Below are 18,091 nucleotides of genomic sequence, written 5' to 3'. Positions count from 1 at the left end.
GCGTCGGAGCACGCGGAGGACGACATGGCACACCCCGCACAGCACGAGCACCACGAGCACCACCAGCACGACGGGCACCAGGGGCACGAGGGCCACGACGGGCACGAGCACCACGACCACGGGCAGCACGGGCACGGGCAGCACGGGCACGAGCAGCACGGCGCGCACGGCCACCACCAGGCTCACAGCGGCGGAACGAGCTGGCGGACGGCCGCGCAGGCGACCCTGCACTGCCTCACCGGCTGCGCCATCGGCGAGATCCTCGGCATGGTGCTCGGCACCGCCTTCGGTCTGCACAACGGTGCGACCGTGGTGATCTCGATCGTCCTGGCCTTCGTCTTCGGCTACGCGCTGACCATGCGCGGCGTGCTGAAGGCCGGACTGGAGGTCGGTGCCGCGGTGAAGGTCGCGCTGGCCGCCGACACCGTGTCGATCCTGGTCATGGAGCTGATCGACAACACCGTGATGGTCACCGTCCCGGGGGCGATGGACGCGGGCCTCGGTGACCTGCTGTTCTGGGTGGCGCTGGCGGGCTCGCTGGCCCTGGCCTTCGCCCTCACCGTCCCGGTCAACAAGTGGATGATCGGCCGGGGGCGCGGCCACGCCGTGGTGCACGCGCACCACCAGCACTGATCCGAGGCGCCGGAACCTCTCGCCTGCGGCCCGTACCGACCGTTCGACGGTCGGTACGGGCCGCGGCGCGTTCCGGCCCGCTCGTCCGTTCGCCCGCTACCGCGCGCCGCCCTCCAGTTCGGCCAAGGTCGCGTGCAGCCAGCCGAGTTCGGCCTCGGTGGTGGCGCGGGCGATCAGCAGCTGGCCGCGTCGGAACGGGTCCGTGAACTCCTCGGCGCCCATCGGGCGGTCGCCGTCGTAGTAGAAGCTCGCCGGCTCGGAGAGGAAGGCCAGGCGGCGGCGGAGCACGGCGGCCTGGGCGGCGGCGTCCGCCAGGTGGCGGAGGAAGGCGAGCAGGGTGAACCAGCGGTTCTCGTCGCTGATGTCCAGCGCCTCCGGCTCGCGCAGCCGGTCGAGCAGTGCGGCGCGGCCGGCCTCGGTGAGGTGCAGGGTGTGCCGGGGGGCGGCGGCACTGCCGGGCTCGGTCCGGCGGACCAGCAGTCCGGCGGTCTCCAGGCGCTTGATCGCGGGGTAGAGCGTGCCGTCACTGATCGGCTGGACGTGCCCGGCGAGCGCGGAGAGGTGGCGGCGCAGCTCGTAGCCGTGCAGCGGCCGGTCGTACAGGAACCCGAGGATGGCGAGCTTGAGCATGGGGTCACCTTCTCATGGCGATCCCTCGGGGCGAGGGTAACTCGAATGTGAGATACCTCGGCATCGAGGTATGGTTTCGATGTGCCCGGGCCTCAGTGCCCCGTGTTCCTGCGTTCCTGTCAGAGGAGTCCTCGCGATGCGTCACGCCCCCGTCACCCCCAACGGCGACCTGATCCGCTGGGTCGAACTGCCCGGCGCCGAGCCCGCCCGGCTCTACCTGCACGGACTGGGTGCCACCTCGCCGGTCTATTTCGCGGCCGCCGCCACCCATCCGCTGCTCGCCGGCCGCCGCTCACTGCTGATGGACCTGCTCGGCTTCGGCATCAGCGACCGGCCGACGGACTTCGGGTACACCGTCGAGGAGCACGCCGACGCGGTCGCCACCGCGGTGCGGGCGGCCGGGCTGGACCGGGTCGAGGTGGTCGGCCACAGCATGGGCGGCGCGATCGCGATCGTCCTCGCCGACCGGCACCCCGGACTGGTGTCGCGGCTGGTCATGGTGGACGCCAATCTGGACCCGGTCGACCCCGACCGGCGACGCCCCGGCAGCAGCGGCATCGCGGGCTACACCGAGGCGGAGTTCCTGGCCGGCGGCCGGGCGGAGGTCGCCGAGCGGGTCGGCCCGTTCTGGTGGGCCACCATGCGGCTGGCCGGCCCGGAGGCGTTGTACCGCAGCGCCTGCTACCTCGCCCGGGCCACCCGGCCGACCATGCGCGAGCTGCTGCTCGGCCTCGACCTCCCGCGCACCTTCCTCCACCCGGCGGAGGACGGCGAGTTGGCCGGCGCGGACGGGCTCCGCGCGGCCGGGGTCCGGGTCGTCGCCGTCCCGGACTGCGGGCACAACATCATGCTCGACAACCCGGACGGTTTCGCGGCCGCCGCGGCGGAGGCGCTCGGTCTGGGCTGAACCCGGGGCGCCTGCCCGGCCACCTCCGGTCCCCAGGAGCCGGAAGGCCTAGGCTGGGCGGAGTGCCCGAGAGGAGCCCGCCCGATGCCCGTCGACGTCCCGCCCGCGCTGGCCGCGTCCCTGGAGGAGTTCCGCGGCGCGGACGGTCTCGCCTGGGCGGCTCGACTGCCCGCCCTGGCCGACGAGTTGCTCGACCGCTGGGAGCTGCGCCCGGACGGCCCGACCGCACACGGCGTCGTCGGGCTGGTGCTGCCCGTGCTGCGCGCCGACGGGAGGCCCGCCGCGCTCAAGCTGCAGCCCGTGGACGAGGAGACGGCGGGCGAACCGCTCGCCCTGCGCGCCTGGCGCGGCCGCGGGGCCGTCCGGCTGCTGGACCACGAACCCGCCTCGGGAGCCCTGCTGTTGGAGCGGCTTGACCCGGCGCGCTCGCTCCTCGCCGTACCCGACGACCTCGTGGCACTGCGCGTGATCGCCGAGCTGCTAGCCGAATTGACGAAGCGTCAAGCGCCCTCGGACATCAGGATGTTGGCGGACATCTCCGGAGGGCTGCTGGAGCGCGCCCCGGCCGCCGTCGCGGCGTTCGGCGACCCTGACGAGCGGAGGCTGCTCGCCGACTGCACCGCCGCCCTCCGCGAGGTGTGCGGCGACCCCGGCGACCGGCTGCTCCACTGGGACCTGCACTACGGCAACGTCCTCGCCCCGCTCCCGGAGAGCGGCCGCGGCGGCTGGCTGGCCATCGACCCCAAGCCGCTCGCCGGGCACCCCGGCTTCGAGCTGCTCCCGGCGCTGCGCAACCGCTGGGAGGACGTGGTGGCCACCGGCGACCTCGCCCGGGCGGTGCACCGGCGCTTCGACCTCCTGACGGAGGCGCTGGAGCTGGACCGCGGGGTCGCGACGGCCTGGACGCTCGCCCGGGTGCTGCAGAACGCGGCCTGGACGGCCGAGGAGGGCCGGACGGAGCTGGACCCGGCCCAACGGGCCGTCGCCGAGGTGCTCCTGGGGCGCTGAAGAACGGAAAGCCGGTGCCGCCGACCTTCCACTACCACCGGGACGGCCGGACGGTCTGCTCGTTCAATCTGCACCTGGACGACTCCTGGGGCAACGGCCAGGTCGTCGGAGACCCCGATGTCGCGGGTGCGGTCAAGGAGTTGCTGAGCGCGGAAGGCCTGCCGGACGAGGAGCGAGCGGTCCGCGAGGTGCACCGGACCACCCTGGGGGTGCTGGAGCGGCACTTCGGTCTGACACTCTCCCGGGCCCTGGTGCTGGAGGCCCCGCTGTCGGCCGTCCTGCTCGTCGAGTAGAACGTGACTCATCGGTGGGGCTGAGCTGTTGATCGTCGGCGCGGCCTGGCCATGTGCACCGGCAAGGCAGCCTCTAGTCGTCGAACTCGCCCAGGTTGACCAGGCTCACCCGGTGGGACCCGGCGTCCCACCGTGCGCACCTGCGCGGGTCCGAGTAGTGGTGCCAGTAGGCCGTGTGCTCGCCGCCTCCGGGCTCCTCGTCCGTCTCCACGCGGTCGGGCGTGCCGAACGCGGCGCGGAACTCCTGGTACGAGGACAGCCCGGAGAAGTGCGCCAGCCGCGGGCCGTAGATCGCGAAGCCGACGACCCTCCCGGATCGGATCCGGTAGGTGAGGTCGTCCGCGGTGTACAGGAAGCCCTTCGAGCGGACGGCGTCGTCCACCACCTGGGCCAGGGTCAGCACCCGGCCGCCGCGGTCCTCGAACTCGGGCTCGATGTCGTCCCCGCTCCTGCGCCGGGCGACGACGGGAGCCGTGGCGTCGACGATCAGTCCGCGCGGGACGTCGGCCGCCGGGGCTCCGAAGGCCACGCCGCCCATCGTCAGGGTCGTCAGGTCGAGGTCCCGGCGCGTCAACAGGTCCAGGTTGTCGAGGAGTTCGATCACCCTCGAAGTCTAGTGAGCGCCTCTGACAGAGCAGCGGCGGCCCTGCACCCGGCACCGGACCCGGCGGCCCGCCATCCGCTCACGCCCGCCACCCGCTCACGCCCGCCGAGCGGTGAACCGGACCCGGACGCCCGGGGCCAGCAGGGCGGGCGGTTCCCGGTCGGTGTCCCACAGGGGGAGCGCGGTGCGGCCGATGAGCTGCCAGCCGCCGGGGGAGGAGCGCGGGTAGACGCCGGTGTACGAGCCGGCCAGGGCGACCGAGCCGGCCGGGACGGAGCTGCGCGGGGTGGCCCGGCGCGGGACGTCGTAGCGTGCGGGCAGGCCGGTGAGGTAGCCGAAGCCGGGGGCGAAGCCGCAGAAGGCGACCGTGTACTCGGGCTCGGTGTGGATCCGGACGGCCGCCTCCGCGGACACCCCCCACAGCGCGGCGACCTCGGCCAGGTCGGCGCCGTCGTACACGGTCGGGACCTCCAGCAGCGGTCCGCGCGCCGTCTCGGCGGTGGCCGGACGGGCCGTGCGCAGCAGCCGGGCCACCGCGTCGACGTCCGCTACGCCGTCCAGCAGCACCGTGCGGGCGGCCGGCACCAGTTCCTCGACCTCGCCGAGCACCCCGGCCTCCCGCTGCTCGCGCAGCCACCCGTACAGCGCCGCGACCTCGGCCGTCCCGGGCAGCTCGACCAGCAGCGCTCCCTCGCCGACCCGCCGCACCTCGCCGACCGGTCGCACCGACTCGTCCGACCCCGTCACGCCGCCTCCCGGCCCCATCACGCCGCCTCCCGCCGTCACGTGAACGCCTCCACCCGGACCCCGGCCGAGGCCAGGCCGCCGCGCACCCGCCAGGCGAGCTGGGCGGCGCCGGGGGTGTCGCCGTGAACGCAGAGCGAGCGGGCCTCGACGGCGATCCGCTCGCCGGTGACGCACTCCACCGAGCCGTCCCGGGCGATGTCGACGGCGCGGGTGATCACCGACTCGGGGTCGTGCACCACCGCCCCGGGCTCCCGGCGCGGGACGAGGGTGCCGGTGCGGGTGTAGGCCCGGTCGGCGAAGGCCTCGGTGACCACCGGCAGTCCGACGCCCTCGGCGACCTCGAGGAACCGGGAGCCCGGCAGGCCGAGGACGGGCAGCGGGCCGTCACAGACCGCGCCGGCCCGCAGCACGCCGGCCACCACGGCCTCGGCCTGGTCGGAGTCGGTGACCACCCGGTTGTAGAGCGCGCCGTGCGGTTTGACGTAGGAGACCTTGGAGCCGGCGGCGCGGGCGAACACCTGGAGGGCGCCGATCTGGTACGCGATCTCGTCGGCGAGTTCCTCCGGCGGGACGTCCATCGCGCGGCGGCCGAAGCCGGCCAGGTCGCGGTAGGAGACCTGGGCGCCGATCCGGACGCCGCGCTCGGCGGCCAGTGCGCAGACCCGGCGCATCGTCGACGGGTCCCCGGCGTGGAAGCCGCAGGCGACGTTGGCGCTGGTCACCACGGACAGCAGTGCCTCGTCGTCGGTCAGCGTCCAGCGCCCGAACCCCTCGCCGAGGTCCGCATTGAGATCGATCACCGCATCGGCCACGTCCGTCCGCCTCCCAGCAGCTGTTGAGCCAGATGGTAGGGCCTGCGGATGAAGGCCGTTGTCCGTGGCCCGGGCCCCCGGGGAGCCCCACGGCGTGTGACCCGGCCCGTACGCCCCGGGGCGGCGCCACAGGGGGCGTACGGGCCGGACCGGCTCAGCGGGTGGGCGCCGGTTCCGGGAAGGAACGTTCCAGCGGACGGAGGGCCCGCAGCACGATCAGCAGCGGGATGACACCGAAGACGCCGAACGACATGTCGATGAATCGCCACACCACCGGGATCCCCCGCAGCGGCCCGCAGATCAGCGCCAGCGGGATCACCGCCCCGCAGGCGAGCACGGCCCAGCGGAGCACCCAGATGTTGCGGACCGGGTCCTTGAGCGGCCCCCAGAAGGCGGCGGCGATCACCAGGTGGGCGAAGGCCAGCCAGTCGGTGCCGTAGGCCAGGAAGGGGTAGCGCTCGTCGGTCTCGGCGATGCCCGTGTGGACCCGTTCGAACCAGGCCGTCACGGCGGGGAAGTGGTCGGTCAGCGGGGCGGCCGGGCCGGTGACGAAGTCGACCAGCAGGCGGGTCTCGGTCTCCAGGGGGAAGGCGGTCAGGCCGCTGAGCACCAGGCAGACCAGGAAGAACCACAGCCAGCGCCGGACCCTGCGCAGGACGACCGCGGGGTCGCCGTCCATGTCGCGAACCTCGTCCACTCTGTCCACCGCGTACACCTCCGTGCCGGGCACCCCGGGCGGACCGGCGTGCCGAACTGCGGGCGGATCCTTGTCCCGCCTGCGCGGAACCGACTCTAGACCCTTCTTTTGAACATGTTCAACTTGCCTCCAGGTGATCCCCGGAACCCCCTGGCGCCGCCCGGAAACGCGAAGGTGCCCGGGTGCCGAAGCACCCGGGCACCGGCCGTGCTGGTGTTACGCCGTGTAGGTGTACGTCGCCGACGCGCTGGTGCCGCCCGCCGTGGTGACCGTGACGTTCACCGGGCCGGGCTGGGCGCCCGCCGGAGCGGTGGCCGTGCAGAAGGACGGGCCGCAGGAGACGTGGGCGGCCGGCACGCCGCCGAACGCGACCGTCCCGTAGGTCAGGTTGCTGCCGATCACGTTCACCCGGGTCCCGCCGGCGACCGGGCCGCTCGCCGGGGACAGGCTGCTGACCGAGGGCGCGGGCGGGGCCGGGGGAGTGGCGCCGGTGTAGTCGAAGGTGGCCGTCGCGGTGGCGGTGCCGCCGGGCGTCACCACGCTGACCGGGACGCTGCCCGAGCCGCCCGGCGTGGTCACCGTGCAGGCGGTGTCGGTGCAGCTGCCGGCCGCGGGGACGCCGCCGACCAGCACCATGCCGTGGGCCAGGTTGCTGCCGCTGACGGTCACCGCGGTGCCGCCGGTGCCGGGGCCGGTGGTGGTGCCGAGGCCGGTGGCGGCCGGGGCGGCCTGGACGGTCGCCGGCAGGTAGCCGCCGGTGCCGAGGTCGTAGCGGGAGACGTGGCCGGTCGGGTCGGTGTCGTTCGGGTTGGCGGCCGTCACCGTGATCACGCCGGTGATCGGCACGCCGGGCGTGGTGCGCAGGTTGAGCTTCATGAACTCGCTCTTGCCGACCACCCGGGTGCCGGTGAGGACGGCCTCCAGGTGGCGGCCGTCGGGCGAGAGGGTCTCGGTGAAGGTGTAGTCGTACGGCGTGGAGTAGAACATGGCGCCGTCGGTGGTGACGCCGGGCGGCAGGTCGACGGTGAAGTGGGTCGGGCCGGTCAGGTCCGCGGTGCCGGCGGACACCCAGCTCGCCGACATGTTGCCGGTGGTGAAGAAGCCGCCGGGGTAGTTCCCGCTCTGCGAGACGGTCACGTGCTGCGCGGAAGTCGAAACCGCGGGCGTCGAGGCCTTGGGGGCCGGGATCGCAGGTGCCGAGCCCTTGGGGGTCGCGGCCGCGGCGGTGCCGGCGGTGAGGACGGCACCGGTGGTGAGGGTGGTCACGGACAGCGCGGCGGCAACGCCCGCTTTGGCCAGTCGGGTGATCATAGGTCGATCATCACCGAACCATTGCGCCGCCCTCACCGGTTTTTCGAATGCTGGTTCGAGAATGGCGGGATTCCGTCGAAACCACGTTCCGAAAATGATCTCCGGAGGGCCGCTCACCTGCCGTTGTGCCGGTCCGCAAGGTCCGTTTCGGTCGATGTCGGTGCGAACCTCTAATCTTGTCCCCCGTGACCGCCATCGCAGACCCGCCCACCGAGCCCGGCCTCCGGCCGTCCGTCGGTCCGGCCGCCGTCCCGTCCGCTGGCCCGGCCGTCGTGCGCCCCGCGCCCGGCCCCGCCGCCGACGAGGGCCTGGCCCGCCGGCTCAAGGCGCTGGCCTGCACCGCCCCGCTGCACGACCTGGACAGCCGCAAGGTCAACCTGGCCGGCGAGTACGGCGGCTACGCGATGGCCGAGGTCGGCCTCGCCGCGATCGACCTGGTCACCCTGAACATGGACTTCGACACCGGGGCCGACCGCGAGATAGTCCTCGCCCGGCTGCTGCCCCGGGTCGCCGCCCAGGCCGCGGGCCGCCCCGCGGCCGAGCACGAGCGGGTCGCCCGCTGGGTGCTGGAGTCGCTGATCAACGTCGGCAGCGTGGACCGCGGCTTCCGCGCCGTCTACGGCACCTTCGGCGCGGACGGCGAGTACGTCCGCCGCGACTACGACTTCAAGCTGATCGAGGAGGTCCCCGGCCCCGACGGCGGCGTCTACCTGCGCACCACCGACGAGGCGGTCAACGTCCTGGTCGGCGCGCTCGACACCGACGTCACCTCGGCCCAGATCGCCGCCGAGGTCAAGCTGGAGGTGCTGATCCGCCGCGGCCGCCTGGCCGACGCCCAGCTCGCCGCCGAGCAGGCCCGCTACCGCACCGTCCAGTTCGCCGAGACGCTGCGCCGCGCCCTCGACGCCACCCGCCGCAACGTCCGGGCCGTCGACTGGATGCGCGCGATCCCGGACCTCATCGAAGAGGCGCTGGACCACATCGCCGACCGCTACCGGCACGAGAACGCGATTCTCACCAACATCCGCAAGGCCCGCGACGAGGCGGAGGACCCCGAGCACAAGCGCCGCGCCGCCGAGCTGGTCGACATCGTCAAGGACTGCATCCGCCGCCACACCCAGCTGCAGACCCGCCTGCTGGAGGCCGGCCCGCTGTTCCGCGCCGAGCAGGACCGACAGGCCTTCGCCACCCCCGGCGCCCGCAGCGGCATCGACCTGTACGGGCAACTGCTCGCCCCCGTACTGCGGCTGCCGGTGGAGCAGGCCGTCCGCCCCACCGACGCCTTCTTCGCCCGCGGCGCCGGCCTGCGCACCCCGGCCTCGGTCCGGGTCGCCGACCTGGTCGACCTGCTGCTCACCCCGCCGGTCGAGCGCGAGCACCTCGGCGCCGAGCTGCCGGACCCGGACCTCGTCGCCACCCCGGACGACAGCCGGTTCTCCGAGGCCCAGCTGGAGGCCGCGCTGGTCCTGCTCGACCTGCCGCCGGACGCCCCCCGCCGGCTCTCCGGCCTGCTCGCCGACGCCCGCAAGCAGGACCCGGACCTGCCGTACCTGGTCGCCCTGCTCGCCGTGCACGCCGCCAGCCCGCCGGTCGGCACCGCCTACCGCCAGGGCGAGGAGCGGCTGCTGTTCGCCGTGGACGACGGCACCCCGCTGCGCGACCGGGAGTTCGGCGGCGCCGACCTGATCGTCGGCAGCGCCCTGCTCGACGCGGTCGGCATGGCCGCCGACCGCAAGGACGCCGGCTGACCGGCCGCGCCGGCCACCGGCCCGGACAGGCACCGTGACACCCGCCTTGACCAGCACACCGCTCAGCACCCAGACCACCACCCCGACCGACCGCAAGCACCGCGCCACCCCCGAGGAGCACCGCCCGTGACGACCCACCACGACGCGTCCTGGGCGACCGAGACCGAACCGGCGGCCCCCGCGCCGATCACCCCGGCCGACGTCGCCGACGCCGCCCGGCTGGTCTCCTTCGGCCTCCAGGCCAAGCTGCTGCCCGCCCGGGACGTCGAGTACGCCGAGCTCGTGCGCCGCCACCGCGAGGACCCGCCGTTCGCCCGGCTCGCCGACGCCATCGCCACCGGCATGGGCCTGGTCGTCCTGGAGGTCTCGCCGCGCGCCGGCATGGCCGTGGCCGCCGCCGAGGACTCGCTGTTCGCCGTCCGGATGGGCGACTACTCGCGCCGCGCCGCCTCCGAGTCCACCGACCGCTTCCTGCACGGCCTGGCCCACCTGGCCGTCGCCGCGATGGCCTTCCCCCGCCCCGAGGACCTGGCCGACGACACCTACCTCGGCCGGATCACCGTCAACGGCGTCGACGCCTTCGTCCGCCAGGCCTGCCGCCGCCTGGAGGAGCAGGCCGACGCCGAGGGCGCCAACACCGACCCGCAGTCCGACGCCCCCGGCCTGGAGGCCGCCTGGCGGGTCTGGGCCCGGCGCACCGCCACCGGCGCCACCAAGGACGCCCGCCGGCTCTCCGGCTCCACCATCGGCATCGTCGCCAAGGCCGTGCTGTTCCTGGTCGACTCCGGCTTCCTGCAGAAGGTCTCCGACGACTCCGGCGGCACCTACCGCACCACCGCCCGCTACCAGCTCCAGGTCCGCGACCTGGCCGGCAGCGCGGCCATGGCCGAACTGCTCGACCTGGGCGTCGTCCCGGTCTCCGACGGCACTGCCAGCCTGCTGCCGCCGGACACCTCGGACGAGCTGGTCGCCGACGCCGGCCTGCCGTTCCACTCGCTCTGACCACACCCTCAGCCACGGAGAACCGCCGCACATGTACGAGCTCAACCGGGTCCGCCTCTACTCGATCGGACCGGCCGGCGCCCGCTACGCCGACACGGTGCTCGACCTGCGCGGCGTCGGCGAGCCCGTCTCCGATCCGGCCCCGCAGCAGATCGGCCTGTTCGGCGAGGACACCGAGGGCCCGGTCCGCCGCCCCGCCCCGGCCGGCGTGCTCTTCCTGGAGAACGGCGGCGGCAAGTCCGTCCTGCTCAAGCTGATCTTCTCGGTCATGCTCCCCGGCCACCGCAACACCCTCGGCGGCGCCAGCTCCGGCGTGCTCCGCAAGTTCCTGCTCGCCGACGACTGCGGCCACGTCGCCCTGGAGTGGCAGCACACCGTCACCGGCGAGCCGATCGTCGTCGGCAAGGTCAGCGAGTGGCGCGGCCGCCAGGTCTCCTCCGACCCCCGCAAGTTCGCGGAGACCTGGTACTCCTTCCGCCCCGGCCCCGGCCTCACCCTCGACTCCCTGCCGGTCGCCGAGCGGATCAGCCTGGCCGGCGACCAGAAGGCCCGCGGCCGCCGCCGCACCATGAAGGGCTTCCGCGACGCCCTCACCGAGGCCGGCAAGGCCCACCCGCACCTCGACCTGGTCTTCGAGGACGGCCACGACCGCTGGACCGAACACCTCGGCGAGCTCGGCCTCGACCCCGAACTCTTCCGCTACCAGCGCGAGATGAACGCCGACGAGGGCGAGGCGGCCGGCCTCTTCGCGGTCAAGCACGACAGCGACTTCACCGACCTCCTGCTGCGCGCCGTCACCGACACCCGGGACACCGACGGCCTCGCCGACCTCGTCCACGGCTTCGCCGCCAAGCTCGGCCGCCGCGCCGAACTCACCGCCGAACGCGACTTCACCGCCGGCTCGCTGGACCTCCTGGAGCGCATCGCCGAGGCCACCACCGCCCGCGAGACCGTCCGCGAGGCCCACCGCACCGCCGAGCGCCGCACCCGCCGGCTCGCCCACGCCCTCGCCTCCCGGGCCACCGCCGAACGCGACCGCGCCCAGGACCTCGCCATCGAGGTCTCCGCCGCCGCGAGCGCCGTCACCGCCGCCGAGGCCGACCGCACCCGGCACAGCCTGATCGCCGACGAACTCACCCACCGGCACGCCACCCTGAGCCTCGCCGCCGCCACCACCGAAGCCGCCGCGCTGCGCCGCGAACTCATCGACGCCCGCACCCTGCACTCCGCCTGGCAGGCCGCCGAGGCGGTGCTGCGCCAGCGCGCCGCCGCCGACCGGGTCACCCGGGTCGCCGCTGCCATCCGCGAGGCCGAGCTGGACGCCGCCCCCGCGCTCGCCGCCCGGGCCCGCGCCGCGACCGCCCTCGCCCGCGCCCTGGAGGCCGCCGCCGCGGCCGCCGAGTCCCGCGCCGACACCGAGGAGCAGCGCGCCGGCGAGCTCCAGGAGGACGGCGCCACGGCGCAGACCGGCGCCACCGAGGCCGCCACCGCCGCCCAGAAGGCCCGCAGCGAGGCCGAGCACCTGCGCCAGCGCCTCGCCGAGGTCGAGCAGGAGACCGAGGCCGCCGTCGAAGCCGGCTTCATCGACGCCGACGGCGACGTGGACCCGGCCCGCGCCGCGCTGCACGCCGCCGACGTCGAGAAGGCCGCCGCCGCCGGGCTCGCCCAGGCCCGCGCCGCCGCCGAGGCCTCCGCCGCCCGGCTGCGCGAGGCCGCCGCCGCGACCTCGCGCGCCGAACTCGCCGCCGAACGTGCCGGCGACGCCCGCAAGGCCGCCGCCCGGTCCCTGGCCGGCGAACAGCGCACCGCCGCCCTGCTCGCCACCGAGCAGCGCCTCGCCGACCTGCTCTCCCTCACCCCGTACCAGGAAGACGCCGAGGAGGACGCCGGCTTCCTCACCCCCGCCGTCCTCGACCGCAACGCCGAGTACCTGCGCGAACTCCTCGACGAGGCCATCGCCACCGCCGAGCGCACCCTGTTCGACCTGCGCACGGCCGCCGCCGACGACTCCCGGATCCTCGCCGCCCTCGGCGACGGCGGCCTGCTGCCGCCCGGACCGGACGTGCTCGCCACCGTCGAGTACCTCGCCGAGCACGGCATCCCCGCCCTGCCCGGCTGGCGCTACCTCGCCCAGTCCGTCGACCCGGCCGACCACGACGCGATCCTCGCCGCCCGCCCCGAACTGGTCGACGGCGTCGTCGTCACCGACCCGTCCTCGCTGGAGCGCGCCCGCGAGGCCCTGCAGTCCGCCGCCCTGCTGCCGCGCTCCACCGTGGCCGTCGGCGCCGCCGCCTCGCTGATCGCCCCGATCACCGACGAGCCCGCCTTCTTCCTCGTGCCGCCGAACCCGGCCATGCACGACGAGTCCGCCGCCGACGACGAGCGCCGCGACCTGCGCGCCCGGGCGAGCGCCCGCGAGGAGCACATCCGCGAACTCGCCGGCCGCCTCGGCGCCGACCGCGCCCTCGCCGCCCGCCTCGCCTCCTGGCACGCCAGCTGCCCGCCCGGCACCCTCGCCGAACTCGCCGCCGCCGCCGAAGCCGCCCGCGAGCACGCCGAGCAGTCCGCCGCCGCCCTCGCCACCCTGCGCGCCGACCACGACGAGGCCGAGACCGACCACGCCGCCGCGGCCTCCGCCCACGAGGAGCACCGCGAGGCCGCCCAGCGCGCCCGCCGCCGCGCCGACGCCCTCTCCGGCCTCGCCTTCCGCCTGCGCGAGCGCGCCACCTGGGCCCGCCGCCAGCGCGAACTCGCCGAGGACGCCGCCGAGTGCGACCGCCGCCAGGCCCTGTGCGCCGACCGCGCCCGCACCTGCGACGAGGACCGCCGCGCCGCCCAGCGCGCCGCCGACGACGCCCGCCGCACCGCCCGCGCGCTGCGCGCCGAACGCGCCGAGATCCCCGCCGCCGAGCAGACCGACGAGCCCGCCGACACCGCCCCCGTCGCGCTGCCCACCCTGCGCGAGGCCTACCGCGCCGCCTCCCAGCTGTACGAGAAGGTCGGCGTCGGCGCCGACCTGCGCGCCGAACAGGCCCGCGCCGAGGGCGACGAGGCCGCCGCCGCGACCGAACTCGACCGGCTCACCAACAAGGTGCGCACCCGCGCCGAGGAACTGCTCGGCAGCCCCGACGGCGCCGACGGCCCGGCCCGCCAGGCCGCCGCCGCCCGTGCCGAGGAGCTGGTCGCCACCATCGAGGCCCGCTCCGCCGCCGCCAGCGAGCAGCTCGGCCGCCTGCGCGGCGACGCCGAGCGCTCCGCCCCCACCGACGGCGAGGCGCACACCGAGCTGCCCGAGGACCTCGTCCCCACCGACCCGGAGCACGCCCAGACCCTGCTGCGCACCGCCACCAGCCGCCTCGCCGAACGCCGCGAGGCCCTGGACGACGCCCGCACCGCGCACGCCGACCTGCAGCGCACCTTCGACAGCGCCCAGGCCGCCGCCGCCGACTTCGACGAGCTGGCCGGCCAGCTGCGCGACGGCCTGCGCGACCACCAGGAGGACCCGGACGACCCGGTCGAGCCGTACCTCGGCTCGCTCGCCGAGGCCCGCACCGGCGCCACCGACGCCCGCCGCGGCCTGCGCACCGCCGCCGGCGAGCTGTCCAGCGCCGAACTCGCCGTCCGCGACACCGCCGACGCCCTCGTCCGGCACGCCAACGCCGCCCGCTACGAGGCCGTCCGCACCCCCGCCCGCCAGCAGATCCGGGAGCTGCCGGCCTCGGCGCTGCCCGAGCACGCCGCGAGCTGGGCCGCCGCCTTCGCGCCCCGGCTGCGGGTGCTCACCGACGAGCTCGTCCAGCTGGAGAAGAACCGCGGCTCGATCGTGGACCGCCTGCGCGGCCTGGTGGAGTCCTCGCTCACCACCCTGCGCGCCGCCCAGCGGCTGTCCCGGCTGCCCGAGGGCCTGGGGGAGTGGTCCGGCCAGGAGTTCCTCCGGATCCGCTTCGAGGACCCGGACCACGCCACCCTGGTCGAGCGCCTCGGCGAGGTCATCGACGAGGCCACCCGCGCGGCCGTCAAGAAGAACAGCGACCTGCGTCGCGACGGCATGTCCCTGCTGCTGCGCGGCGTCGCGGCCGCGATCGGCCCGAAGGGCGTCAGCGTCGAGATCCTCAAGCCGGACGCGGTGCTGCGCGCCGAGCGGGTCAGCGTCGGCCAGATGTCGGACGTGTTCTCCGGCGGCCAGCTGCTCACCGCGGCCATCGCCCTCTACTGCACGATGGCCGCGCTGCGCGCCAACGACCGCGGCCAGTCCCAGCTGCGGCACGCCGGCACGCTGTTCCTGGACAACCCGATCGGCCGGGCCAACGCCACCTACCTGCTGGAGCTCCAGCGCGCCGTCGCCGACGCGCTCGGCGTCCAGCTGATCTACACCACCGGCCTGTTCGACACCACCGCGCTCGCCGAGTTCCCGCTGGTGATCCGGCTGCGCAACGACGCCGACCTGCGGGCCGGCCTCAAGTACATCTCGGTCGAGGAGCACCTGCGCCCCGGCCTGCCGGCCGCGCAGGACCCGGACGGCCCGGCCATCCACGGCGAGATCACCGCCACCCGGATGTTCAAGCGCCCCGCGGAGGTTCCCGCGCAGCCGTGAACTGGTTAGCGTGATCGGCATGCTGACGATCGCGCACCTCAGTGACATCCACCTCGGCCAGGTCCACCGTCGGGACGGCGGCAAGCGCGCCCGGCGGCGGGCCGAGCGGGTGATGGCGTACCTGGAGGCCCTGCCGGGGCCGCTGGACGGGGTGCTGGTCACCGGCGACCTCGCCGACCACGGCCTGGCCGAGGAGTACCGGCAGGTCGCCGGGGTGCTGGCCTCCCGGCACCCGGTGCTCACCTGCCCCGGCAACCACGACTCCCGGGCGCCGTACCGGGAGGTGCTGCTCGGCGAGGCGCCGGGGGAGGAGCCGGTCAACCGGGCGCACCGGCTCCCCGGCGCCGACGTGCTGATGCTCGACTCGTCCATACCCGGGCAGCACGACGGCCTGCTGGACGACCGGACGCTGGACTGGCTGGACGGGCAACTCGCCTCCGGCCGTACCGAGTTGCCCGCCCTGGTGGCCTTCCACCACCCGCCGGTCGAGCTGCACCTGCCGACGGTCGACCCGATCCGCCAGTTCGGCGAGGAGCGGCTCGCGCGGGTGCTGAGCGGCCACCCCCGGGTCGCCGCCCTGCTCTGCGGCCACTCCCACACACCCGCCGCGACCACCTTCGCGGGCCTGCCGGTGCTGGTCGCGCCCGGCGTGGTCTCCACCGTCACCCTGCCCTGCGAGGGCGGGCGCGGCATCTCCTTCGACCACCCGCCGATGCTGGCCTTCCACGTCCTGGACGGGGACGGCCGGGTGACCACCCACTACCGGGTCGTCCCGGTCGACTGAGCGGCCGCTCAGCCGCTCAACCGGCGCAGGATCGCCATGAGTTCGGCGGGCGGCTGGATCGAGAACGAGCGCTCGGCCTCGTCGATGTGGGTCAGGTTGGTCACCGTGCCGCGGTGCCACCAGTAGAGCCGGGGCGAGAGCGGGCCCGGGTTCTCCGAGTGGACGCGCAGGGCGATGTCGGCCAGGTCGTTGACCGCACCGGCGACCTGCGGCTCCACCAGCGGGTGGAAGAACAGGTAGTCCCGGCTGGGAGCAGTGAACAGGGCGCCCTCCTCCGGGAGTTCGCGCCCGGTCACCGTGCGGGCCAGCTCGTCCAGCACCAGCGCCTTGCTGGCGACGAACATCGACTCGCCGTGCACCGCGTACAGGGTCGAGCCCTCGGTCGGGCCCTGGAGGACGTCGTGCTCGACCGGATCGGCGATCAGGTTGGCGCGCCCGGCGGCCCGCAGCCGCTCCAGGCCCACCTCGGCGACGGCCTTGTCGTCCAAGGTCCGTACGGTGTCGGGCAGGTCGACCGAGAGCGCCTCCAGCAGGCCGGTCGCGACCGGCCGGGTGTAGCTGAACGCGGAGGCGATCTCGGCGGGGAACGCGTCGTCGGCGACGAGCCGGAGGTAGACGCGGCTCAGGGTCTCGTCGGCGGCACCGGGCATCGTCCTGGCGGCGCCGACGAGGGAGCCGAAGTGCCGCGCGACGATCCCGGGCCAGTCGCTCTGAGCGGTGCCGCGGCAGAACTCGGCCAGGTTGTACAGGTTGTTGGTACCCTCGGCCCGCCGGAGCGTCTGCCCGGAGACCGTCACCTCCACCCCGGTGTCGGCATGGTGCCGGCGCACCAGTTCGCGCAGGTGCTCGGCCTGGTCGACCGTCAGGTTGACGAGGTCGGGATCGTACTGGGGCTCGGCCTTGGAACGGAAGAACTTCATGATCAGACTCTAGGCGAGCGCCATGACGGTCCGTCCCGCAAGGTCAGGGCGGGGTGGTCGACACCCGTGGCTGCTGCGGCGGTTGCTGCGGCGGCCTGTACGGCTCCTGGTAGACCGACTGGTACGGCTGCTGGTACACCGAGGAGCCCGGGCGGGGGAACGGCCGGGCCGCCAGCGGCTCGGCGGGCGCCCGGCTGCCTGCCATCGGGTGGGTGGCGGAGCCCGGCGCTCGCATCCGTTGGGCGGCGACCTGGCGGGAGATCAGGATCTCCAGCAGGCACCACATGGTGGCGAACACCCCCAGCCCCATGGCCATCAGCGCGGGCGTCAGCATCCAACTACCCGCGTACGAGGCCAGCGTCGCGACGACCACGCCCACCAGGGTGAAGGCGAGCGAGAGCACCGCCCGGACTGCGGCGGCGCGCACCTCGTCGGGCAGGCGGCGACGGCGGCGTGGCGCGGACACGGGCGACCCCCAGGCGCGGATTCGGCGACGGACGCGGGACGGGCGCTCGCGGTGCGCGCCCCCTTCGCACACTCTGCCCCACCGAATCAGGAGTATGCGTCCGAATCCACCGAACTGCCGTCAAAACGTGCCATCCGGGCAGCCGGTGGGCCCGGCGGTCAGCCCAGCTGCTGGTTGAGCTCCGCCAGCGCGCCGGTGACGATCGTCCGCATCGCGCGCTCGGCCTCCTCGCCGTGCCCCGAGCAGATCGCGTCGGCGACCTCGCGGTGCAGCCGGATCGCGTAGGGCTCGGGCTGATGGGGCATCAGATGGTACTCGGTCCGGCCGGTGAGCACCGCGCCCACGGTGTCGCCGAGGTGGGCGAACATCTCGTTGCCGGAGGCGCGCAGCACCAGGGCGTGGAAGGCGATGTCGTGCCCGAGGAAGGTGTTCAGGTCGGCCTCGCGCGCCGCGACCGTCAACTCCACGGCCAGTGCGCTGAGTTCGCGCCGGTCGTCGTCGGTGGCGTGGACCGCGGCGAGCGCCGCCGCGGCCGGCTCGACGGCCACCCGCAGCGAACCGAGCGACCGCAGCTGGGCGGGCCGGTCGGCCCCGGCCAGGCGCCAGCGGATCACCATCGGGTCGAAGACGTCCCAGAGCGACTTCGGCAGCACGGTGATCCCGACCCGTCGGCGGGACGCCACCATGCGCATCCCCTCCAGGATCCGCACCGCCTCCCGGACCACCGTCCGGGACACCCCGAACCGCTCCTCCAGCTCCTCCCCGCGCAGCACCGAACCCTCGGGAAGCTCCCCGGACGCGATCGCCGGCCCGAGCTCGTCAAGCAGTCGCCCGGTCAGCCCCTGGATCTCCATCCGCCCAGCCTAGACGTCCCCGCTCCCGACCCCCGGCGCCACCCTCCATCCGGGCCCTGCCACCGACCCTCGCCCCGCTCG

General features: G+C 74.8%; 17 protein-coding genes. 8 read left to right on the top strand and 9 right to left on the bottom strand.

What is annotated here, in order from left to right; all coding sequences use genetic code 11:
* The first annotated feature begins 24 nt into the window (after positions 1-24).
* Positions 25-633, top strand: a complete 609-nt coding sequence (locus tag ACYP53_RS35855; protein WP_459650515.1) for a DUF4396 domain-containing protein — start codon at positions 25-27, stop codon at positions 631-633.
* 96 nt (positions 634-729) lie between these two features.
* Here the strand turns inward: ACYP53_RS35855 and ACYP53_RS35850 are convergent, their stop codons facing one another.
* Positions 730-1,263, bottom strand: coding sequence for a PadR family transcriptional regulator (locus ACYP53_RS35850; RefSeq protein ID WP_459650514.1), 534 nt, complete (start codon positions 1,261-1,263; stop codon positions 730-732).
* Between the two features lie 136 nt (positions 1,264-1,399).
* Between ACYP53_RS35850 and ACYP53_RS35845 the strand changes: the two genes are divergently transcribed.
* The 3 genes from ACYP53_RS35845 (at position 1,400) to ACYP53_RS35835 (ending at position 3,471) form a co-directional block, all read left to right on the top strand.
* Positions 1,400-2,170, top strand: a complete 771-nt coding sequence (locus tag ACYP53_RS35845; protein ID WP_459650513.1) for an alpha/beta fold hydrolase — start codon at positions 1,400-1,402, stop codon at positions 2,168-2,170.
* A gap of 84 nt (positions 2,171-2,254) precedes the next feature.
* The gene (locus tag ACYP53_RS35840; protein WP_459650512.1) at positions 2,255-3,178 is read left to right on the top strand and encodes an aminoglycoside phosphotransferase family protein; all 924 of its coding nucleotides are present in this window, start codon (positions 2,255-2,257) and stop codon (positions 3,176-3,178) included.
* 14 nt (positions 3,179-3,192) lie between these two features.
* The gene (locus tag ACYP53_RS35835) at positions 3,193-3,471 is read left to right on the top strand and encodes a hypothetical protein (RefSeq protein WP_459650511.1); all 279 of its coding nucleotides are present in this window, start codon (positions 3,193-3,195) and stop codon (positions 3,469-3,471) included.
* Between the two features lie 73 nt (positions 3,472-3,544).
* Here the strand turns inward: ACYP53_RS35835 and ACYP53_RS35830 are convergent, their stop codons facing one another.
* The 5 genes from ACYP53_RS35830 to ACYP53_RS35810 all read right to left on the bottom strand — a co-directional run bounded on the left by ACYP53_RS35830 (position 3,545) and on the right by ACYP53_RS35810 (position 7,642).
* Entirely contained in the window at positions 3,545-4,075 is a 531-nt protein-coding gene (locus ACYP53_RS35830) for a hypothetical protein (RefSeq protein ID WP_189924051.1), read from the bottom strand.
* A 96-nt stretch (positions 4,076-4,171) separates the two neighbouring features.
* Positions 4,172-4,822: a 5-oxoprolinase subunit PxpB gene (pxpB, locus tag ACYP53_RS35825; RefSeq protein ID WP_459650510.1), complete on the bottom strand. Its 651-nt coding sequence runs from the start codon at positions 4,820-4,822 to the stop codon at positions 4,172-4,174.
* A 35-nt stretch (positions 4,823-4,857) separates the two neighbouring features.
* Positions 4,858-5,634, bottom strand: coding sequence for a LamB/YcsF family protein (locus ACYP53_RS35820; protein WP_459650509.1), 777 nt, complete (start codon positions 5,632-5,634; stop codon positions 4,858-4,860).
* 154 nt (positions 5,635-5,788) lie between these two features.
* Positions 5,789-6,313, bottom strand: a complete 525-nt coding sequence (locus ACYP53_RS35815) for a hypothetical protein (RefSeq protein WP_189924118.1) — start codon at positions 6,311-6,313, stop codon at positions 5,789-5,791.
* A gap of 234 nt (positions 6,314-6,547) precedes the next feature.
* Positions 6,548-7,642 carry an IPT/TIG domain-containing protein gene (locus ACYP53_RS35810; protein WP_459650508.1) on the bottom strand — a complete coding sequence of 365 codons (1,095 nt, stop codon included), beginning with the start codon at positions 7,640-7,642 and terminating at the stop codon, positions 6,548-6,550.
* Between the two features lie 272 nt (positions 7,643-7,914).
* Between ACYP53_RS35810 and ACYP53_RS35805 the strand changes: the two genes are divergently transcribed.
* The 4 genes from ACYP53_RS35805 to ACYP53_RS35790 all read left to right on the top strand — a co-directional run bounded on the left by ACYP53_RS35805 (position 7,915) and on the right by ACYP53_RS35790 (position 15,770).
* The gene (locus tag ACYP53_RS35805; RefSeq protein WP_459650958.1) at positions 7,915-9,390 is read left to right on the top strand and encodes a hypothetical protein; all 1,476 of its coding nucleotides are present in this window, start codon (positions 7,915-7,917) and stop codon (positions 9,388-9,390) included.
* Positions 9,391-9,516: 126 nt separating this feature from the next.
* Positions 9,517-10,392 (top strand): hypothetical protein, encoded by an 876-nt coding sequence (locus ACYP53_RS35800; protein ID WP_189924057.1) that lies wholly within the window; start codon positions 9,517-9,519, stop codon positions 10,390-10,392.
* Positions 10,393-10,423: 31 nt separating this feature from the next.
* Positions 10,424-14,986: a hypothetical protein gene (locus tag ACYP53_RS35795; protein ID WP_189924059.1), complete on the top strand. Its 4,563-nt coding sequence runs from the start codon at positions 10,424-10,426 to the stop codon at positions 14,984-14,986.
* Positions 14,987-15,005: 19 nt separating this feature from the next.
* Entirely contained in the window at positions 15,006-15,770 is a 765-nt protein-coding gene (locus ACYP53_RS35790; protein WP_189924061.1) for a metallophosphoesterase, read from the top strand.
* Positions 15,771-15,778: 8 nt separating this feature from the next.
* Here the strand turns inward: ACYP53_RS35790 and ACYP53_RS35785 are convergent, their stop codons facing one another.
* The 3 genes from ACYP53_RS35785 to ACYP53_RS35775 form a co-directional block, all read right to left on the bottom strand.
* Positions 15,779-16,690 carry a hypothetical protein gene (locus ACYP53_RS35785; protein WP_459650507.1) on the bottom strand — a complete coding sequence of 304 codons (912 nt, stop codon included), beginning with the start codon at positions 16,688-16,690 and terminating at the stop codon, positions 15,779-15,781.
* A gap of 43 nt (positions 16,691-16,733) precedes the next feature.
* Positions 16,734-17,156 carry a hypothetical protein gene (locus ACYP53_RS35780; RefSeq protein WP_459650506.1) on the bottom strand — a complete coding sequence of 141 codons (423 nt, stop codon included), beginning with the start codon at positions 17,154-17,156 and terminating at the stop codon, positions 16,734-16,736.
* A 158-nt stretch (positions 17,157-17,314) separates the two neighbouring features.
* Positions 17,315-18,010, bottom strand: coding sequence for a FadR/GntR family transcriptional regulator (locus ACYP53_RS35775; protein WP_189924067.1), 696 nt, complete (start codon positions 18,008-18,010; stop codon positions 17,315-17,317).
* Positions 18,011-18,091: the final 81 nt, after the last annotated feature.

It is taken from the genome of Kitasatospora sp. Ki12 (assembly GCF_054601375.1).
Note: the sequence above shows the minus strand (reverse complement) of the source record. Positions and strands in the feature narration are given on the sequence as shown.